This window comes from Streptomyces sp. NBC_00690 (assembly GCF_036226685.1).
In the GTDB taxonomy this organism is placed as follows: domain Bacteria; phylum Actinomycetota; class Actinomycetes; order Streptomycetales; family Streptomycetaceae; genus Streptomyces.
In genome coordinates this window covers 1,218,524-1,237,788 of record NZ_CP109009.1, presented here as the reverse complement: position 1 = coordinate 1,237,788, position 19,265 = coordinate 1,218,524, and the positions used below count along the sequence as shown (strand labels likewise).

Below are 19,265 nucleotides of genomic sequence, written 5' to 3'. Positions count from 1 at the left end.
CGCCATGGGAACCCCTGACTTCATCCGTGACATTCGGGCAGACGCGGGCCACCAGCTGTTGTTGTTGCCGGGAGTGTCCGCCGTCGTCTTCGACGAACGGGGACGGGTCCTGCTGGGCAGGCGCGCCGACGACGGACGTTGGTCGACCATCGGCGGTATTCCCGAGCCGGGTGAGGAACCCGCGGACACTGCGGTCCGCGAGGTGTACGAGGAGACCGCGGTGCACTGCGTCCCCGAGAACGTGGCGCTGGTCCGGGCGATGCCGAAGCCGGTCATCTACCCCAACGGGGATTGCTGTCAGTACCTCGACATCACCTTCCGTTGCCGTGCGATCGGAGGTGAGGCGCGGGTGAACGACGACGAGTCACTGGAAGTGGGCTGGTTCGCCGTGGACGCCCTGCCCGTGCTGCCGCCCTGGGAGCGTTTCCAGGTGGAGCGGGCCATAGCCGGTGGGCCATCGTGGTTCCAACCCGCAGGGTCGGCGGTGGGTTCGACGGCGCCGGGCACCCGCTCGTAGGACGCCGGCACGGGCGGGCGAGGTCCGTCCCCTGCGTCAGGTCTGTCCCCTGCGTCAGGTCCGACGGCCGCGATCAGGGGCGCAGGGTGAAGGAGTGGTGTTCGTGGGCGACCTGCCAACGGCCTTCCTCCTTGCGGAACCCCAGGGTGAGTCGTAGCCGTTGGTCCGGGTCGGTGCGGAGGGTGTCCGCGTCGGCGCAGCGCAGCAGTGCCTGGGCGAAGGCGACCCGGTCGCCGGCCGTGACCTCGATGGTGTCGATCTCGAAGCAGGCTCCTTGCCGCTGCCAGTCGAAGAAGGGCGGCCAGGTGGCCCGGTAGGCGTCGATGCCGCGAACGCCTTGCTCGGGCGGGGGGACGTCGAACATGACGATGTCGTCGGTGTGGTCCGCGAGCACCCCCGGCAGATCCCCCTCGTGCACCGCCCGAGCCCATCGTTCGACCAGGGCTGTGATCTCCGCCGTGTCATCGCTCATCGGGTCTCCTCCTCGTAGCGGCTGGTGCAGGGCCGACTCCCGCCGGCGCTCGGACTCATCGTTCCCTTGTCGCCGGCGCCCTCGGTGGGTTTGCACGCTCGATCGAGGAGGTGTCGACGCTTCGTCCTCGGTCCCGTCCCGGCTGGGCAGCGGTGGGCACAGTCATGTCAACCCTGGGTTGACGCCAATGGGGTGTCAACCTAAGGTTGACACATGGAGAAGCCCGCGCAGATAGCTCAGCCCGTACGCCTCGACGATCTGATCGAGGCGATCAAGACCGCCCATCCGGACGAGCTCGACCAACTCTCGGGGGCGGTCGTCGCCGCCGACCACCTCAGCGATCTCGCCGACCACCTCATCGGTCACTTCGTGGACCAGGCGCGTCGCTCGGGTGCCTCGTGGACGGAGATCGGCAAGAGTATGGGGGTGACCCGCCAGGCCGCGCAGAAGCGCTTCGTGGCCAAAGCCGGCGAGCCGTCCGACCTCGATCCCAACCAGGGCTTCAGTCGGTTCACGACCCGGGCGAAGAACGTGGTCGTGGCCGCTCAGAACGAGGCGCACGCTGCCCGCAACCAGCACATCACCCCGGTCCATCTGGTGCTCGGCCTGCTGAGCGAGCAGCAGTCGCTGGGGGCCCGTGCCATTCGGGCGCAAGGGGTGCTGCTGGACGCGGTGCGACAGTTGGCCACGGATGCCCTTCCCTCCGCGGCGGAGGAGGTCCCCGCTCTGGTGCCGTACGACGCCGGTGCTCGGAAGGCGTTGGAGCTGACCTATCGAGAGGCCCTGCGGTTGGGCCACAACCACATCGGCACCGAGCACGTCCTGTTGGCGCTGCTGGAGCAGGAGGGCGGCGGTGGGGTCCTTGCGGCGGCCGGTGTGGACAAGGCGGGCGCGGAGGCGTACATCGCGGACGCGGTCGCCGCCGAGCAGGACGGCTGATCGTGCCGATGGTGATTGCGTCGATGGTGATTGCGCTGGTGGTGATTGCGGCGGCCTCGACCCAGGGGTAGACCGAGGCCGCCGAAGGGGGCATCCGCAGGGGACGGAGTGCCCTCACGGACTACCGCGGAGGCAACGCGAGGAGGACAAGCGTTCCTTCGTGGGTGTCCGGCTCTAGTGGGCCCGCACGGGCCAAGGGGGATCGGTGTCGCCGATGTCGCCCGCGGACGGGACGGGTCCCGGCTCCGGGAGGCGATACGCACCGCTTAAGGCGGCGCGAGGGGTGATGAACATCGTTGCGAGCTGCCGAATCCTTGGTGGCGTGGAACCGGACCGGGGATCCGAGGATCTCCGGTCACCGGTTCAGTAAATATATATACCGTTGAGTAATCAAGGGTATGAAAAAATTCATGCATATTGGCTCATCGTCGAACCTTCGGCCCCCGGCGGTCGGGGGTCAGTCCGCCAGGAAGAAGTCGTGGTGCTCCGCGGCTTGTTCGTAGCCCTCCAGCCGGACCTGGGTGCGCTGGGGGTCGGCGTCGGCCATGGCCTGGAGCAGAGCTGCGGAGAGCACACCGGGCGCCGCGTAGGAGTCGAAGACCAGCCGGGAACCGGTGGCGGCGGCGAACGTCACATCGGCCTCGTCCGTCAGCGGGCCGAGGGCCAGATCGGTGATCAGCGCGATGCGCAGTCCTGCGCTGCGTGCCGCCCGCATGGCCGCCAGGGTCTCCTTGGCGTGCCGAGGCATCGCGAAGGCCAGCACCCAGGTCCCGCCCGCCTCCCTCGACTGGAGGAGGGCGTCGTAGGCGACGCTGCCGCCCCGGGTCACCGTCCGGACGTCGGGGTGGATGCGCCGCGCCGCATAGGCGAAGTACTCCGCGAGGGAGACGGAGATGCGCAGCCCGAGGACGGTCAAGGGGACCGACCGGGCCAGCTCCCCGCCGACATCGAGCATCTGCTGTGTGTCGGCGAGTAGCCTGCGCAGGCTCTCCAGGTTGTCGATCTCGGTGTCCACCGCCGCTTGCAACTCGTTGCGTCGGTTCTCCTCGCGCGACTCGGGAGAGGCCGCCACCGCGCTGAGTGCGATCGGTTGCAGGGCCTCGCGCAGTGCGGGGTACCCGCTGAAGCCCACCGATGCGGCGAACCGGGTGACCGACGGCTGGCTCACCCCCACGCGATCGGCCAGATCGGTGATCGACAAGAACGCGGCCTCGGTGAGGTGTTCGGTGATGTACTGCGCGATACGCCGCTGGCCAGGGGAGAGCCGATGGCCTCCGAAGAGGGCCAGGACCCTGTCCGTGGGGGCGGGCTCCGCATCGGGAGCCGGTCTTCCCGGCGTGATCGCAGACGCCTGTGCGCGTGTCTGCTGATCTGATGGCACCGGTGTCACTCCTTCTCGTCCCACTCCCGCCTCAACATAGCCCAGGAGCACTTGCCGTACGACGGATGTACGTGCGAGCCCTACCCGTTGTCTCAGATACCGGACGACGGCTGGGCCGGTGGACCAGCCGATCGCCGCCGCGTCGGACCAGTTGCCGGGGTAGGGCATCCGGAGGTGCGCCTCCGTCATGAGATGCGCGGTCTGGTGGCTGAGGAGCATATTGGGCTTGGGCGTGTCTTTGGTCGGTCAGGATCGAACGAGCGGGGGCTGTGTCGTGCAGCGCAAGGCGGAGGAGCAGGTGCACCCGGTGGAAACCCGGCGTCCTGCGACGGCACAGGCGGTCGGGGCCGGATGCACCGGGGCGGCGACCTGGAGCCGTTTGCCCGCGGCCTGTCACGACCCGAAGGAACGCCTCAGATGACCTGGTACGGCGAGGCAGGGCGTTTTCCGCCCCGACCGTCGGATGCCGATGTGCAGGAACAACCCGAGGCGTCCCTGAGCGGTCAGCGCACTCCCGGAGAACTGGACGTCGCGCTCGCCCAGGCCGCGGTCAGCGCGGCGGAAGCCGTCGGCGGATACGCCGGCGGTGTCTATCTGCGTTCCTCCACCGAAGGTCTCCTGCGGCTGGCCGTGCTCGCCGGGCTGCCGGCCAGGCTCTTCCACCCCTGGTGGCGGATGCACGCCAACCGGCCCTTCCCGGTCGCTGAGGCGTATCGCTCGGGGCGGGCGATCCACCTGGCCGACGCGGAGGAGTCGATGCGGCGATTCCCGCAGCTGATGGCGGGCCTGCCCTTCCCCTTCAGTTCGCTCTACGTCCCGATCGTCAGCGGTCGGGAGAAGTTCGGTGTGCTCGCCGTACTGAGGCGTGCCACGCCGGGCCATCCGGTCGAGAACAGTGACCGCCACCGCATCCACAACGTCGCCCGCCGGCTGGCATCGGCGCTCGGCGACCTGGACCGGCGGGGCGTCTCGGTGGCCTGGGACGGTGAACCTCAACCCGTCCAACTCCCCTCCGTCACCACCCCACTGGTCCGCATCGGCCACTTCACCTGGGAACTCGACAGCGGAGCCCTGACCGTAGACGACGAGCTGTGCGCCATTGTGGGAATCGCCCCCGAGCACTTCGGGGGCACCGTGGAGGCGCTGACCGATCGGCTGCTGCACGAGGACGTGTTGGGCATCTGGGCCCTGGCCCGTCAGCTCGCCACGGCCGGTCGCCGGGCACGGCGCAGGATCCAGGTCCGCGGACCGGACGGGCGACCGTACTTCCTCGAACTCTCCACCGCGGCGGAGCAACCGCCCACCGGGCAGGAGCCGGTGCGGCTCACCGGTTGCCTGGTCGACCTCGGGTCGGCCCCGATCGTCTTCGAGGCGACGGATCGGCTGCCGCGCGGTGTCTTCTCCACGGACCGGCTCGGCCGCATCACCTATCTCAACCACAGCGCGGAGACACTGCTCGGTCGGGCCCGGACCGAACTGACGGGCAGGGTGCTCTGGGAGGCGTTGCCCTGGCTCGGACACACCATCTACGAAGACCACTTCCGCGCATCCCTGATGTCGGACACCCCGGTCGACTTCGTGGCCCGCCGCACCCCGCAGGATTGGTTGGCCTTCTCGCTCTACTCGGGTCACGACGGACTAACGGCCACCGTCGTCGCCGCGGAGGAACCCGCACAGGTGCCGGAGGTGGAGCCCGCCGTCGCACCCGGGACCGTGCTCGGCCCCGGAGCCGGCTCACCCGCGGACCGGGCCTCGGCGCTCTACCGACCGGTGGCGCTGGCGATCGCCCTGACCGAGGCGGTGACCGCCCGTCAAGTGTCCGCCGTCGTCACCGAAGAACTGCTGCCCGCCTTCGGCGGCCGACAACTGGCGATCTACCTCCTGCACGAACGCCATCTCTTCCTCGCCTGGGAGACCGGATTCCCCCAAGGTTTCCTCGACCGCTTCGACGGGGTGGCGCTCGACTCACGGCTGCCCGGCGTGGAGACACTCACCTCCGGCCGACCCATCTTCTTCGAGTCGATGGAGCAACTGGGGGACGCCTACCCGGGCATTCCGTTGGACGCCCACGTCGGAGCCCGGGCGTTCCTCCCCCTGATCGCCTCCGGTCGACCGGTGGGCTCCTGCATCCTCGGCTTCGACCAGCCGCGCGGATTCAGCCCCGAAGAGCGCGCGGTCCTCACCGCCCTCGCCGGACTGATCGCCCAGGCACTCGCCCGTGCCCAGCGCTACGACACCGAAGCGGCGCTCGCCCGCGGGCTCCAGGACGCCCTCCTGCCACATCAACTGCCCGTGCTCGATAACGCCGCCACCGTCGGCCGCTATCTGCCCGGCACCCAGGGCATGGACGTGGGGGGCGACTGGTACGACGTGGTCGAGACCGGGGACCGGCTCGCCCTCGTCATCGGGGACGTCCAGGGCCACGGGGTCTCCGCGGCGGCCACCATGGGGCAGATCAGAAGCGCGGTCCGGGCGTTCGCACTCAGCGGGGAGGCTCCCGAAGAGGTGATGAGCGGGACCAACCGGCTGCTCATCGACCTCGATCCGGGGCAGTTCGCGAGCTGCTGCTACATCGTCGTGGACCCCTTGACCGGCCACACCCAGGCGGTACGGGCCGGCCACCCCCAGCCTTTGCTGTACCGCCCGGACGGTGTGACGGAAGTCCTCGATCTGGCGGGAGGCGTGGTGCTCGGGGTCGACGCATCGGCCACCTACCCGGTGACGGAGCTGCGCCTTGAGCCCGGCGCTGTCCTCGCGCTGTACACCGACGGGCTGGTGGAACAGCCGGGCATCGACATCGACCTCGGAGTGGAGCGGCTGCGCAGCACCCTCGCCGAGTGCGGCTCGTCCCCGCTGACCGAGACGGCCGACCGCTTGATCCGCGAGGCGAGGGCGGCAACCGACCGACCGGACGACATTGCGCTGCTGCTCGCCTCGCGCTGGGAGTGAACCGAGGTGCCGTCAGCTTCGCTGGAGCCGTAGCGAACCGGTGCCCGAGGTCAGGACCTTCGGGAAGGGCACCAGCCCGTGCGAGAAGTCCAGGTGGAGCAGTGTCGCCTCACTGCTCGCCGCTCCCGGAACGAGCGTTTCGGTCCCCCGGCCGGTCGCCCGCCAGCTGCGCTGCTGACCGTCGCAGGTCGCCACGACCCCTTCGAGGTGGACCCGGCTGCTGCCCTGGATCGCCTGCGAACCGATCAGCACCGGGCCGACGGGCTGGGATGAGCAGCGGTAGGTGCCGGTGAGGGTGATCGCGCCATCCGAGGCGATTCTTCCCACCTGATCGATCGTGACCGTGTTCGATGAGAGCTGGGCACCGGCACTGGCGGATAGGGGCCCGACCACGAGAGCCGTGGCGATACAGGCCGAGAAAATGAGCACTGAGTGTCGAGGGATGATCATGACTGTCCAACGAGTGTCCATCCTTGAGGTGTCGTCGCTCCGGGCGAACGGGTGAGTCGCCCGCCATTTCGACGCTCGGTCAACTTCCCGATCGAACCCGGAGGTCCGCGCGGCTCATTTCCCACTCGCTCAGACGATGCGACAGCTTCACCATGGAGCACATGTTCTAGAAGGGGGCGGCTATCACCGGGTGTATGGGAGACGGCATATGCCAACCCTCTCTGTGATGTGCAATAGACCCGGCCAACGTTCGCCGACCGAGTGTTTTCCCTCTCACTGGGTCCTGAGTAGGGTGTGATCCCGCAGCCGGTGATCGACAGTGATCCGGCATTGTCCGGCGCGACCGGAATGCGGGCGGACGGCGCCGTCCGGGGGGAAGGGGGACAGACCGTGGCCGCTGGCCCGTTCCATGCACAGTACGTTTGGCATCCGGCAGCTGATGACCACCAGCTGGCGCGTGCTTGCATCGATGTACGAGCGGGGCGATACCTCGGAGCAGAGGAGGTTCTCCGGGAAGTGCGAGGGGATTTCGAGGTCAGGGCGCACCGTTCGCTGGTGCTGGCGTCCGAAGCGGCCGACTCCGATCTCGCCGAACGCTGGCTGGCCGAGGAACCGGGGCCCGAATCGTCCCTGTTGTGGGCGCGGGTCGCGATGCTCCGCGCGCTGCGCTCGGCCGACGAAGGGGGACCGCACACCGGAGCGCTGGTGGACATCGCCAACGCCGCGGCCGATCGGGCCGCCCGTCTGCTGCCGACTGATCCCACCCCACGGGTCGCCCAGTTGGCGATCACTCGCATCCGGCGTCCGATGGACCGAGCCCCGCTCGGCCTCCTGACTTCACCGCCCGGACCCTGGCAGCTCTTCGCCCGCATCCTGCGCCTCGACCCCTGGAACCGCGAGGCGCACCACCGTTTTCTCGCCTTCTTCTTCACCCGTTACGGCGGCACGGCGAGCGCGCGCTGGGACGTGGCCGCCTTCCTCAGCAACCGCGCGCCCCTGGCATCCGCCGTGCGCCTGCTGCCCCTGGTGGCCCTGGCCGAGGAGTACGACCCCAACTCCCTGCTGGCCCACCACGCCTGGCGGCAGCCGCAGTGCGTGGCCACGGCGGCAGCGGGCTACACCCACTGGTTCCCCCAACTCGCCGACTACCGCTTCACACCCGTCCTCGACCTCTCCTACCTGGCGCACGCCCTCTATCTGGGGCGGCGGGAATTCGAAGCCCGTGAAGTCCTGGCGGCCATGGGCCCCTTTGCCGCACGTATGCCGTGGAGCGTCTTCGGTTCACCCGAGGACCAATTGTCCCGAGCGAGACGGTCCTGTGGCTTGCCCTTTCCCGGCTCTCATTGAGCAGAGAAATCGACCGTCTGTCCAGTCAGAAAGGAAAATGACGCTGTCGTGTCCGAGAGAATGACTGCCATCCGGCCGAGGAAACGTCATCGCGATGATGGCGCCGTCGTTCTCGACGATGACGCGACACTGCATGCGATGGGATACCCGCGGAAACTCACTCGACGTTTTCGCACATTCGACAACTTCGCCATCTCCTTCACCATCATCAATGTCATCTCCGGTATCTTCTCCGCCTTTGGATTCGGTATGGTCTCGGGTGGACCGCTCATTCTGGTGTTCGGGTGGATCGGCGTATCCATCATGGTCCTCTTCGTCGGAGCGGCCATGGGGGAAATCGCCTCGGCCTATCCCACAAGCGGGGCCCTCTACTTCTCCGCGGGGAAACTCGCCAAAAGACATCGGGGTGCCTGGTCCTGGTACACGGGCTGGCTGAACTTCGTGGGACAGATCGGCGGAACGGCAGCCACCGGTTACGCCGCGGCCACGTTCATCCAGGCGTTCATCGTCATGCAGTGGCCCGGCTATCAGGTCACGGGCCACCGCACGGTCGTCATCACCACGGCCATCCTGCTCGTCCAGGCGCTCGCCAACACCTACACCGTGCACCTCGTCGCCGCCCTCAACCGCATCTCCGTGTGGTGGTTGACCATCGGCGTGACGGTCATCGTCCTCAGTCTCGTCCTGATCCCCAGTCACCATCAATCGCCCGGCTTCACCACCCATTTCGTGAACACCACCGGCTTCTCCAATGCCGTCTACGCCGCAATGCTCGGTCTGCTGGTCACCAGTTGGACCTTCACGGGATTCGACGGAAGCTTCCACATGTCCGAAGAGACGGTGAAGTCCACGATGAGTACGCCCAGGGGCATCATGTGGGCCATCGGCTGCTCCGCCGTCGCCGGTCTCATTCTCATGATCGCCCTGGTGTTCGCGATCCGCGATTACCCGACTACAGCGAGTTCCTCGGCGCCGCCCGTACGGATTCTCATCGATGCCCTCGGCACGGGCACCGCACGGCTGCTCCTGCTCGTCGTCATCGGTTCGATGCTCTTCTGCGGCCTTGCCAACATGACCAGCAATACCCGCCAGATCTTCGCCTTTGCGCGTGATGGGGCCATGCCCGGCTCCCGGCTGTGGCATTCGGTATCACCACGTACCCGGACACCCGTCAAGGCGGTCTGGTTGGCCGCGGGTTGTTCCTTCCTGCTGATCACCCCGGCCTGGTGGTCGCACACCGTGTTCGCGGCGATCGTCAGTGTTAACGTCGTCGGGCTCTATCTGGCCTATGGCGTACCCATCTATCTCCGACTGAGACTGGGCACGGAATTCGAGCCGGGCCCCTGGCACCTCGGACGCTGGGGCAGGCCCGTCGCGCGCACGGCTGTGGCCTGGATCGTCTTCAGCAGCGTGCTGTTCATGCTGCCCCACGTCTCACCGATCACCCCGACGACCTTCAACTACGCGCCGATAGCCCTCGGGGTGGTCCTCCTGGTGGCCACCGCCTGGTGGTTCGCCGCCGCACGCAGACGCTTCCAGGGCCCCGTCAGCTACGGGAGCCCCGACGAAGTCGCCGCCATGGACCTGGTGTGAGCCGGCCGCTCCGCGCCGGCCATCGAGACAACCCCAGAAGGGAATCCGCCCCATGACCCGTCCACTCGACGAGACCGTTCGGACGTCCGAGGACCTCACCGTCAGCAGTTCCTCGCCGCAGGAGTGGCAGCACATCGCCACCTGGGCCGCCGCCGAAGGGTGGAACCCCGGCAGCGGAGACGTGGCGTGCTTCCACCCCACCGACCCCTCCGGCTTCTTCATCGGACGCATCGCGGGCGAGCCCGTCTCCGCCATCTCCGTCGTCAACTACTCGGACGACTACGCATTCCTGGGCTACTACCTCGTCCGTCCCGATCTGCGGGGCCAGGGGCTGGGGTTGAGGACCTGGCGGGCGGCCTTCCCCCATGCCGGCAGTCGACTCGTCGGACTCGACGCCGTACCGGCGCAGCAGGAGAACTACCAGCGCTCCGGCTTCACGCCCGCCTACGGGACGGTCCGCTACGGCGGTGTGCCGCGCAAGGGGCGGGTTGCCGACACCGTCGTACCGGCCACCCTCGCGCACCTCGATGCGATCGTCGCCTACGACCGCCACTGCTTCCCCGCCGAACGACGCGCCTTCCTGTCCCGTTGGCTCACCGCCCCCGGGCACACCGCGTACCTACGGCTCCGGGAGGAGACCGTCACCGGATACGGAGTGATCAGGCCGGGCCTGGACACCCATCGGGTCGGTCCTCTCTTCGCCGACACCGCCGAGGACGCGGCAGCCGTGCTGGACGCACTGACCGCGCACCTCGGCCCCACGGACGAGGTCGCCGTCGACATGCCCGAGACCCAGCCAGCCGCCGCCGCACTGGCGACCGAACGTGGACTGACGGCTCAGTTCCCCACCGTACGGATGTACACCGGGCCCGCTCCCGACCTCCGCGGTGAGCGCGTCTTCGGCGTCACCAGCTTGGAACTCGGCTAGCCACACGCCCTGCTGACGCCCCGTGCGAGCCGAACCGGCCCCTCGGGGCGTCGGGGCTGCCGCCCTGCTGCCCGGGCACCTCAGCGCAGATAGGCCAGACCCGGATGGACCGCCGCGTACCCCTTCAGCAGTCGACGGGCGACGGTGACCGAGTCCACCAACGGATGGATCGCGAACGCCTTGACCGCTCGCGCCGCGGAACCGCTCTCGGCCGCTGCCAGCACCTCCCGCTCCGCGGCCTTCACCGCACGCACCAGGCCCGTGGCGTCTTCCGGCAGGGGCGCGACGGCCACCGGGTGGGCGCCGTTCGCATCGACGAAGCACGGCACTTCGACCACCGCGTCCCCGTCCACCGCGTCCAGGGCACCCCGATTGCGGACATTGAGGATGAGCGAGGTGCGCTGATGGTGGGCGATGGCCCGCATCAGCGCCAGTGCCACCTGCTCGTAGCCACCGGACTCCAGGTCGTCGGCGTCCCGATCCCCCGCGCCCGCCGCCTCCCGGTTGTGCGCCATGTAGGTCGCCTCACGCTCCGCCCGGGTACGGTCCCACTGCTCCCAGGCTCCGGCGGGAGAGCTCGCCATCCGGGTGTAGAACCGCGCTTGCTGCTCCTGGAGGAAGGCCCCGCGGGTCTGGTCGGCCTCGCGGTAGGCACGCACCGCCTCACGGTTGAAGTAGTAGTAGTGCAGATACTCGTTGGGGATCGCGCCGAGCGACTGGAGCCACGGCGCCCCGAAGAGCTTGCCCTCCTCGAAGGAACCCAACAGCCCGGGATCCCCGAGGAGCCTCGGCAGTTCATCACGGCCGTCGATCCGCACTCCGCGCAGCCAGCCGAGGTGGTTGAGGCCCGCGTAGTCGAACCAGGCCCGGTCGGGGTCCACACCCAGGACCCGTGCGACCCGGCGCCCAAGACCCACCGGGGAGTCACAGATGCCGATCACCCGGTCGCCCAACTCCCGCGACATGGCCTCGGTGACCAGACCGGCCGGATTGGTGAAGTTGATGACCCAGGCATCCGGTGCCCCGCGGGCCACTCGGCGAGCGATCTCCCGGGCAACGGGCACGGTCCGCAGCCCGTACGCGATGCCGCCCGCACCCACCGTCTCCTGCCCCAGCACTCCTTCGGCCAGGGCGATGCGCTCGTCGTCGGCCCGACCGGCGAGACCGCCCACCCGGATCGCGGAGAACACGAAGTCGGCACCGCGCAGGGCCTCGTCGAGGTCCGTCGTCACGGACACGGTCGGCGCGTCCGGTACGCCCTCGGCCTGGTCGGCGAGGACACGTGCGATGGCGGTGAGCCTGTCGGCGTCCACATCGTGCAGGACGACGTCGGTGACGCGCCCTTCGGCGCGGTCACCCAGCAGCGCCGAGTACACCAGTGGAAGCCGGAAGCCTCCGCCGCCCAGGACCGTGAGCCTCATCCCTCAGCCACCTTCACTTCCTCGCCCGGTGCGCGCCTTCGGTAGGTCCGGGGGCGTGCCGTTGATGGACGCACGTTACCTGTCCGTCCCGATCCGTTCCCGAGTGCAGGGCGGGGCCGGTACGGCGGCCACCCGCCCGCGCCCGATACGGACGGTCGATCACGCATCCATCCGCGTCGAGGGCCCCTGAGTGCCAGAAGCCCCCGACGCATCGCCGTTCAGAGCATCCCCCGTGACGCGACCGGCTGTCTGGAGCACCGTTCGGGTGAGGTTGACCCATGCAGTCAGCCACCTCCGTTGGTCGATGGTGCCCAGCTCAGAGGGTGTTCCTCGGTCATGGAGCCAGGCCATCTGCGGGCGGCCGACGCAGAAGTGACCACCCGCCGAGGTGCAAGTTAGGCTTACCTAACTACACTGGCGCTCCGTCGTCGCACCGCATCGACGACACCACCCAGGAGAGATGATCATGGAGCATCGGACCGCACGCGTGCCCGACCTCGGCGAACCCCGACCGACCCTTCTCGCCGCGCCGTGGGCCCGAGCCGCGCAGAGCCCCGTGCTCCGCAGCGTCCGTCGGGATCTTCGCGCGGTGGAACCGGCCGACGCCCTGGACGACACCGGTCGGTTCGAAGGTGCGCGCGGCGAGATCGGCTCCAACGTCCGTACCCTCCTCTTCGACACCTGGGTCCACGACTTCCTCACCCAACACCCGACCGGAACCGTCGTCGACATCGGCAGCGGGCTCGCCACCCGCTTCCAACGGCTCGACAACGGGACCGTCAACTGGTTTGACCTCACCCCTGCCGCGACACTGCGAACCGACCTCCACGACCAGGAGTCCGAGCGTCGACGCACTCTCACCACCTCCGTCACCGATCCCTCGTGGATCGACGACGTGCGTCAGAGCCCAGGACCGTACTTCGTCGCCGCCGAAGCCGCACTGATGTCCCTCGACGAGGACGATGTGCGCCGGGTGATCCGCACGATCGTGGAGCGACTGCCCGGGGCGTACCTCGCGCTGGACACCGCGTCCAGTTGGCTGGTCGACAACCAGGACGGCCATGATGTGCTGGGCAAGGTCGCCGCGCGGCTGCGCTGGCGCTGCGACGATCCGACCAGGGTGGCGCAGTGGCACCCGGGCCTCACCCTCACCCAGAGCTGCACCTTCGCACGGCTGCCCGCCGCCGTCAGCCGCCGGATCTCCCAGCCCCAACGGGGGATGCTCCGCGCCATGGCCGCGGTGATGCGCCGTCAGATCCAGGACTACCGCTTCAACCTCTATCGACTCGGGACGCCGTGAGCCGACCGGCACGCACAACGGCAGGGGGTGGGCCGCACCCCACCCCCTGCCCGCTCAACTCCAGCGCCCGCTCGCTACCGAGGCTGCTGGAAGGCGTCCAGGATACGCTCCGCGGCGAGCGTCGCCGTCAACTGACCGTCCCGTAGCCCCTGTTCCACCTCGGGAGTCAGGGCCCGCACCCGTGGATGGCTGCGCAGCCGATCCGTCAGCGTGTCGTGCACCATGGACCAGGCCCAGTCGACCTGTTGATCGCGGCGCTTGGCCGCCAGCCGGTCCGTGGACTCCAGCAGGGTCCGATGCTGCTCGATCCGCTCCCAGACGGTGTCCAGGCCCATGGACTCGCGGGCACTGCACGACAGCACCGGGGGAGTCCACGCCGCGTCGATGGGATGCATCAGCCGCAGCGCCCCGGCGAGTTCCCGGGCCGCCGCCCGGGCGTCCCGCTCGTGCGGGCCGTCCGCCTTGTTGACCGCGATGACGTCCGCCAACTCCAGGACGCCCTTCTTGATGCCCTGGAGCTGATCCCCTGTCCGCGCCAGGGTCAGCAGGAGGAAGGTGTCGACCATGTTGGCGACCGCCGTCTCCGACTGCCCCACTCCGACGGTCTCCACCAGGACGACGTCGTACCCCGCGGCCTCCATCACCAAGATGGTCTCGCGGGTCGCCTTGGCCACCCCGCCGAGGGTTCCGGCGGTGGGGGAGGGGCGGACGAACGCGGCAGGGTCCGTCGCCAGTCGCTCCATACGTGTCTTGTCCCCGAGGATGGACCCCCCGGTCCGGCTGGAGGACGGATCGACCGCGAGCACCGCGACCCGGTGGCCGAGCCCCGTGAGCATGGTGCCCAACGCATCGATGAAGGTGGACTTGCCCACCCCCGGAACCCCGCTGATGCCCACCCGCCGAGCCGCCCCGGCATGGGGAAGCAGCGCGGTCAGCAACTGCTGGGCCAGCACCCGGTGATCGGCCCGGGTGGACTCCACCAGGGTGATGGCCCGCGCGATGTGGGCCCGGGAGCCCGCCCGTACACCTGTCACATAGTTGTCGACGTCGATCGTCGAACGCACCGGGGGCACCGACTCACCCCTCGTGGCCGAGCGCGGCGGCCAAGGTCCGCAACAGATCGTGCGCAGCGTCGGGAATCACCGTGCCCGGGGGGAACACGGCCGCGGCACCCGCCTCGTGCAGGGTCGGCACGTCCTGCGGCGGGATCACCCCGCCCACCACGATCATGATGTCCTCACGGCCCTCGGCGGCCAACTCCTCCCGCAGTGCCGGCACCAGGGTGAGGTGACCCGCGGCCAGCGAGGACACCCCGACGATGTGGACGTCCGCCTCCACCGCCTGTCGTGCCACCTCGGCCGGTGTCTGGAACAGCGGGCCGACGTCCACGTCGAAACCGAGGTCCGCGAAGGCCGTGGCGATCACCTTCTGCCCGCGATCATGACCGTCCTGGCCCATCTTGGCCACCAGGATGCGCGGTCGCCGGCCCTCCGCCTCCTCGAACGCCGTCACCGCGGCCCGGGTGCGCTCCACGGCCGGGGACTCGCCTGCCTCTTTGCGGTACACACCCGAGATGGTACGGATCTGCCCCGAGTGGCGCCCGTACACCTTCTCCAGGGCGTCCGAGATCTCTCCCACCGTCGCCTTCGCCCGGGCGGCGGACACGGCGAGCGCCAGGAGATTGCCTTCAAGTCCCGGACCGGCACCGCGTCCGGCGGCCTCGGTCAGGGCCCGCAGACTGTCCTGGCACACCGCTTCGTCGCGCTCCTCGCGCAGCCGACGCAACTTGGCGATCTGCTGGGTCCGCACCGAGGAGTTGTCGACCTTGAGGACGTCGATCTCCTCATCGGTCTCCACGCGGTACTTGTTCACCCCGATGACGGGCTGCCGTCCGGAGTCGATCCGTGCCTGGGTACGGGCCGCGGCCTCCTCGACCCGGAGCTTGGGAATGCCCGCGTCGATCGCTTTGGCCATCCCCCCGGCGGCCTCCACCTCTTCGATGTGCTGCCAGGCGCGCCGAGCGAGGTCATGCGTCAACCGCTCCACATAGGCGCTGCCGCCCCACGGATCGATGACCCGGCAGGTCCCCGACTCCTGCTGGAGCAGCAACTGGGTGTTGCGGGCGATCCGTGCGGAGAAGTCGGTCGGCAGGGCCAACGCCTCGTCGAGTGCGTTGGTGTGCAGCGACTGGGTGTGGCCCTGGGTCGCGGCCATCGCCTCCACACAGGTGCGTGTGACGTTGTTGAACACGTCCTGCGCCGTCAGCGACCAGCCCGAGGTCTGTGAATGCGTGCGCAGGGAGAGCGACTTGGGGTTCTGCGGATCGAACGTCTTCACCAGCTTCGCCCACAGCAGCCGCGCCGCCCGCAGCTTGGCGACCTCCATGAAGAAGTTCATCCCGATCGCCCAGAAGAACGAGAGCCGCGGTGCGAACGCGTCGACGTCCAGCCCGGCGCCCTTGCCCGCCCGGAGGTACTCCATCCCGTCCGCCAGGGTGTACGCCAACTCAAGGTCGGCGGTCGCCCCGGCCTCCTGGATGTGGTAGCCGGAGATGGAGATGGAGTTGTACCGCGGCATCTTCTGCGAGGTGTACGAGAAGATGTCCGAAATGATGCGCATGGACGGCTGTGGCGGATAGATATAGGTGTTGCGGACCATGAACTCTTTGAGAATGTCGTTCTGGATGGTCCCGGCCAGCTTCTCCGGCGGTACGCCCTGCTCCTCGGCGGCGACGATGTAGAGCGCGAGAACGGGCAGCACGGCGCCGTTCATCGTCATCGACACGCTCATCCGGTCCAACGGAATGCCGTCGAAGAGCTGGCGCATGTCGAAGATCGAGTCGATCGCGACGCCCGCCATGCCGACATCGCCGGTCACCCGCGGATGATCACTGTCGTAGCCGCGGTGCGTCGGCAGGTCGAAGGCGACCGAGAGCCCCTTCTGCCCCGCAGCGAGATTGCGGCGGTAGAAGGCGTTGGACTCCTCGGCCGTGGAGAAACCGGCGTACTGACGGATCGTCCAGGGCTGATTGACGTACATCGTCGGATACGGGCCCCGCAGATAGGGCGCGATCCCCGGGTAGGTGTCGAGGAAGTCCACCCCCGCCAGATCCTGTCCGGTGTACAACGACTGCACCGGAATGCCCTCCGGCGTCTCCCACACCAACTCCGACGCGTCCTTGCCGATGGCTTCTTTGACGGCGCTGCGCCACTGGTCGTGCGAGGCCGCGGAGCCCGCCGACCCCAGGTCGATCCCGGTGAAATCCGGAATGCTCATCACGCCACTCCCATCCGGTCGAGTGCGCAGGTGAGGACGGCAACCGCATCGCTGCCCGCGAAGACGAACTCGTCGACCCCTGCTTGGAGAAGTGCCTCACGCAACTCCCCGGGACGCCCGGCGAGATAGACCCACTGTGCGCCGGCCGCCTTAAGAGCCCGGGCGACCGGGTCGGCCTGCTCGGCGTACAGGGCGTCACTGGAGCAGATGCAGGCGAGCTCCGCCCCGCTGGCGGCGAACGCTGCTGCGACGTCGGATGCATCGACCGAAACCGGATCGTGGACCGGCTCGATGCCACCGGCCTGGAAGAGGTTGGCGGCGAATGCCGCCCGCGCGGTGTGAGCGGAGGCCGGCCCGAGCGCGGCGACGAAGATCCGGGGCCGTGCTCCCGTCTGCTCGGCATGGGCGTCGGAGCGGGCGCGCAACGCCTCGAAGTCGACGTCCCGACGCACCTTCGGCAGCCCGCCGGACCGCCCGGCAGGCGCAGGATCGCGCCGTACGGGTGTCTCCGCGATTAGCGGGTACTCACTGACCCCCGTGATCGGCTCCTTGCGCCGGGAGATCTTCGTCCGACGCGCCTGCCAGGTCTCGGAGATCCGCTCCTCGACCAGCCGGCTGCGCAGGCCCGCGAGCAGGCCGCCCGCGCCCTCGATCTCCTGGAACCACTCCCAGGCCGCATGCGCGAGTTCGTCCGTGAGCTGCTCCACGTACCAGGAGCCCCCGGCCGGGTCGATGACCCGTCCGATGTGCGATTCCTCGATGAGGATCGTCGACGTGTTGCGGGCGATCCGCCGGGCGAACGCGTCCGGGAGCCCGATGGCGTGGTCGAAGGGGAGCACGGTCACGGCATCCGCACCGCCGACCCCCGCGGCGAGCGAGGCGACCGTGCTCCGGAGCATGTTGACCCACGGGTCACGGCGGGTCATCATCACCGGCGATATCACCGCGTGCTGCCGTTGTGCTCCTGCCTGTGCGGCGCCACTCACCTCGGCGATCCTGGCCCAGGTGCGTCGCGCCGCCCGCAGTTTGGCAATGGTCAGGAACTGGTCGGCGGTGGCCGCGTAGCGGAATTCCATCTGTCCGAAGGCTTCGTCGGCGCTCAGCCCGGCCGCGGTCAACTCCCGCAGCACCGCCACACCTGCGGCGAGGGAGCAGCCCAACTCCTGTCCGGCCGATGCACCCGCCTCGTGGTAGGGCAGCGCGTCCACCGTCAGTGTCCGCAGTCCGGCGTACTGCTCTTGGTACTCCCGGGCGAGCCGCGCTGCTGCGGCGAGGGCAGCGGGGACCTCGTCGTGGGCGCCGGTCCGAGCGGCGTGCCCGAGCGGGTCGGCACCGAGGCTGCCCCGGACCTCCGTGGCTGGTGTGCCTCGCTCAGCGTGGATGCGGAGCAGTTCGCGGCCGGCGGCCTCGAAGTCCGCGCCGGCGTCCAGCACGATCGGCGCGAGGTCCAGGTACACCCCCTCCAACACCCTGTCGAGTGCGTTGAGGGGGATGCCGCCGTCGCCGACGGTGAGCCAGAGGGAGGTGACCCCGTTCTCCAGATCGGCGAGGACCGCCTCGTTGGTCCGGGCCGGGTCGGGGTGGTCATGGCGCTGGCGGACGTCCCAGCCGGCCAGGACGTTGCCTTCGGCGCGTCCGCCGCGAGTGAAGGGCGCGAAGCCGGGGAGCTCCCCGCCGCCCGCGCCGAGGCCCGATGCGTCCGTCGTACAAACCGCTGTGCCCGCCGTGTAGAGGGGCCGGGTTGTGAGCCCGTCCTCCAAGGCCGTGGACAGCGCTTCCTCAGCCGCCGACTCCGGAACGTCCTTGCCCGTTTTCCTGAGGACACCGGCGACCAGCCGCTGCCACTGCTCGTGGGAAGGATTCGGGAATTCGGCGGCCAGCGAGAACCCGTCATCGGGGAGGACCGTCATGCTTCGGATGCTAGGACAAGGACACAGCGGGGCAGCAGGGGCACGGACTGTGACCTTGCACTCTCCGTGAGGACTTGATCCTCTTCGTCCTATGGCCTAGTCCGTCCGGGGCATGGCCGACCGGGAGGCGTGCGGGCAGGAGAGGGGTCTCCGGTGCGATGGGTGCCGACCGGATGCCGACTGGATGTTGACCGGATGACGTTTGGATGTCGCTGACGTTTGGATGTCGTCTGGGTGACGTACGCAACGGGTGGGGCGTGCGGGGCAACCGGGACGGTCGTACGGTGGAGGGACTGTCATCGAGGGAAGGCCGCCCTGTCATGGCCGGTGAGATCTCCTTCTTCGAACTGGGTGTAGCCGACGCGGACCAGGCCCGCTCCTTCTACCGTGAGCTGTTCGGGTGGTCCTTCACACCCGGGCCCAGCGCGGGCGGCGGCTACGCAATCGAGACGCCCAACGTCGCCGGTGGTGTCCACAGTGGCGATCCACGGGCCGCCCCCTACCTCTTCTTCAAGGTCGAGGACATGACCGCCGCGCGGGAGCGGGTCATCGCGCTCGGTGGGACGGTGGACGACTTCGACCTCGGCGAGGACGAAGCGACGGTCGCCCGCTTCGGCCGGTTCACCTTCTGTCGTGATGATCAGGGTTCGCCCTTCGGCCTCCACGAGCCACCGTCGTGAGCGAGGGCCACGGCTGACTGTGCTGCGCTCCTGCGGCGGGCCCTGTGCTGCACGCGGTACGGGGCAGGTGGGCACAGGGGCCAGGCGCCAGGAGCTCACGAC

15 protein-coding genes are annotated in these 19,265 nt (G+C 68.9%); 8 read left to right on the top strand and 7 right to left on the bottom strand.

Features of this window, described 5'->3' with window-relative positions; all coding sequences use genetic code 11:
• Nucleotides 1–4 precede the first annotated feature (4 nt).
• The gene (locus OID54_RS05435) at nucleotides 5–517 is read left to right on the top strand and encodes an NUDIX hydrolase (RefSeq protein WP_329014722.1); all 513 of its coding nucleotides are present in this window, start codon (nucleotides 5–7) and stop codon (nucleotides 515–517) included.
• A gap of 73 nt (nucleotides 518–590) precedes the next feature.
• Here the strand turns inward: OID54_RS05435 and OID54_RS05430 are convergent, their stop codons facing one another.
• The gene (locus OID54_RS05430; RefSeq protein WP_329014720.1) at nucleotides 591–989 is read right to left on the bottom strand and encodes a YybH family protein; all 399 of its coding nucleotides are present in this window, start codon (nucleotides 987–989) and stop codon (nucleotides 591–593) included.
• Nucleotides 990–1,202: 213 nt separating this feature from the next.
• On the opposite strand from OID54_RS05430, the gene OID54_RS05425 reads away from it, so the two are divergent.
• Nucleotides 1,203–1,928, top strand: coding sequence for a Clp protease N-terminal domain-containing protein (locus tag OID54_RS05425; protein ID WP_329014717.1), 726 nt, complete (start codon nucleotides 1,203–1,205; stop codon nucleotides 1,926–1,928).
• Between the two features lie 457 nt (nucleotides 1,929–2,385).
• On the opposite strand, the gene OID54_RS05420 is transcribed toward OID54_RS05425, so the two are convergent.
• Entirely contained in the window at nucleotides 2,386–3,309 is a 924-nt protein-coding gene (locus OID54_RS05420) for a MurR/RpiR family transcriptional regulator (RefSeq protein WP_329027278.1), read from the bottom strand.
• Between the two features lie 417 nt (nucleotides 3,310–3,726).
• On the opposite strand from OID54_RS05420, the gene OID54_RS05415 reads away from it, so the two are divergent.
• The gene (locus OID54_RS05415) at nucleotides 3,727–6,258 is read left to right on the top strand and encodes a SpoIIE family protein phosphatase (RefSeq protein ID WP_329014714.1); all 2,532 of its coding nucleotides are present in this window, start codon (nucleotides 3,727–3,729) and stop codon (nucleotides 6,256–6,258) included.
• Nucleotides 6,259–6,270: 12 nt separating this feature from the next.
• Here the strand turns inward: OID54_RS05415 and OID54_RS05410 are convergent, their stop codons facing one another.
• Entirely contained in the window at nucleotides 6,271–6,651 is a 381-nt protein-coding gene (locus OID54_RS05410) for a DUF6299 family protein (RefSeq protein WP_329027277.1), read from the bottom strand.
• A gap of 447 nt (nucleotides 6,652–7,098) precedes the next feature.
• Between OID54_RS05410 and OID54_RS05405 the strand changes: the two genes are divergently transcribed.
• The 3 genes from OID54_RS05405 to OID54_RS05395 are packed head-to-tail and all read left to right on the top strand — an operon-like array spanning nucleotide 7,099 to nucleotide 10,576.
• The gene (locus OID54_RS05405; RefSeq protein ID WP_329014712.1) at nucleotides 7,099–8,055 is read left to right on the top strand and encodes a hypothetical protein; all 957 of its coding nucleotides are present in this window, start codon (nucleotides 7,099–7,101) and stop codon (nucleotides 8,053–8,055) included.
• Nucleotides 8,056–8,115: 60 nt separating this feature from the next.
• Complete coding sequence (locus tag OID54_RS05400) at nucleotides 8,116–9,648, top strand: amino acid permease (RefSeq protein WP_329027275.1); 1,533 nt, start codon at nucleotides 8,116–8,118, stop codon at nucleotides 9,646–9,648.
• Nucleotides 9,649–9,700: 52 nt separating this feature from the next.
• Nucleotides 9,701–10,576, top strand: a complete 876-nt coding sequence (locus tag OID54_RS05395) for a GNAT family N-acetyltransferase (protein WP_329014709.1) — start codon at nucleotides 9,701–9,703, stop codon at nucleotides 10,574–10,576.
• A gap of 80 nt (nucleotides 10,577–10,656) precedes the next feature.
• Here OID54_RS05395 and OID54_RS05390 read toward each other — a convergent pair whose 3' ends face one another.
• On the bottom strand, nucleotides 10,657–11,997 hold the full coding sequence (locus OID54_RS05390; protein WP_329014707.1) for a 6-phospho-beta-glucosidase: 1,341 nt from the start codon (nucleotides 11,995–11,997) through the stop codon (nucleotides 10,657–10,659).
• A 466-nt stretch (nucleotides 11,998–12,463) separates the two neighbouring features.
• On the opposite strand from OID54_RS05390, the gene OID54_RS05385 reads away from it, so the two are divergent.
• A complete protein-coding gene (locus OID54_RS05385; RefSeq protein ID WP_329014704.1) occupies nucleotides 12,464–13,297 on the top strand; it encodes a class I SAM-dependent methyltransferase in 834 nt (277 codons plus the stop codon).
• A gap of 74 nt (nucleotides 13,298–13,371) precedes the next feature.
• Here OID54_RS05385 and meaB read toward each other — a convergent pair whose 3' ends face one another.
• Genes meaB through OID54_RS05370 form a run of 3 tightly spaced genes read right to left on the bottom strand, consistent with a single transcriptional unit; the run spans nucleotide 13,372 to nucleotide 18,483 of the window.
• The gene (meaB, locus tag OID54_RS05380) at nucleotides 13,372–14,361 is read right to left on the bottom strand and encodes a methylmalonyl Co-A mutase-associated GTPase MeaB (protein ID WP_329014702.1); all 990 of its coding nucleotides are present in this window, start codon (nucleotides 14,359–14,361) and stop codon (nucleotides 13,372–13,374) included.
• Between the two features lie 13 nt (nucleotides 14,362–14,374).
• Nucleotides 14,375–16,573 carry a methylmalonyl-CoA mutase gene (gene scpA / locus OID54_RS05375; protein ID WP_329014700.1) on the bottom strand — a complete coding sequence of 733 codons (2,199 nt, stop codon included), beginning with the start codon at nucleotides 16,571–16,573 and terminating at the stop codon, nucleotides 14,375–14,377.
• On the bottom strand, nucleotides 16,573–18,483 hold the full coding sequence (locus tag OID54_RS05370) for a methylmalonyl-CoA mutase family protein (protein WP_329014696.1): 1,911 nt from the start codon (nucleotides 18,481–18,483) through the stop codon (nucleotides 16,573–16,575). Before OID54_RS05370 ends, scpA begins: the two co-directional genes overlap by 1 nt.
• A gap of 320 nt (nucleotides 18,484–18,803) precedes the next feature.
• Between OID54_RS05370 and OID54_RS05365 the strand changes: the two genes are divergently transcribed.
• A complete protein-coding gene (locus OID54_RS05365; protein ID WP_329014694.1) occupies nucleotides 18,804–19,163 on the top strand; it encodes a VOC family protein in 360 nt (119 codons plus the stop codon).
• The last annotated feature ends 102 nt before the right edge of the window (nucleotides 19,164–19,265 follow it).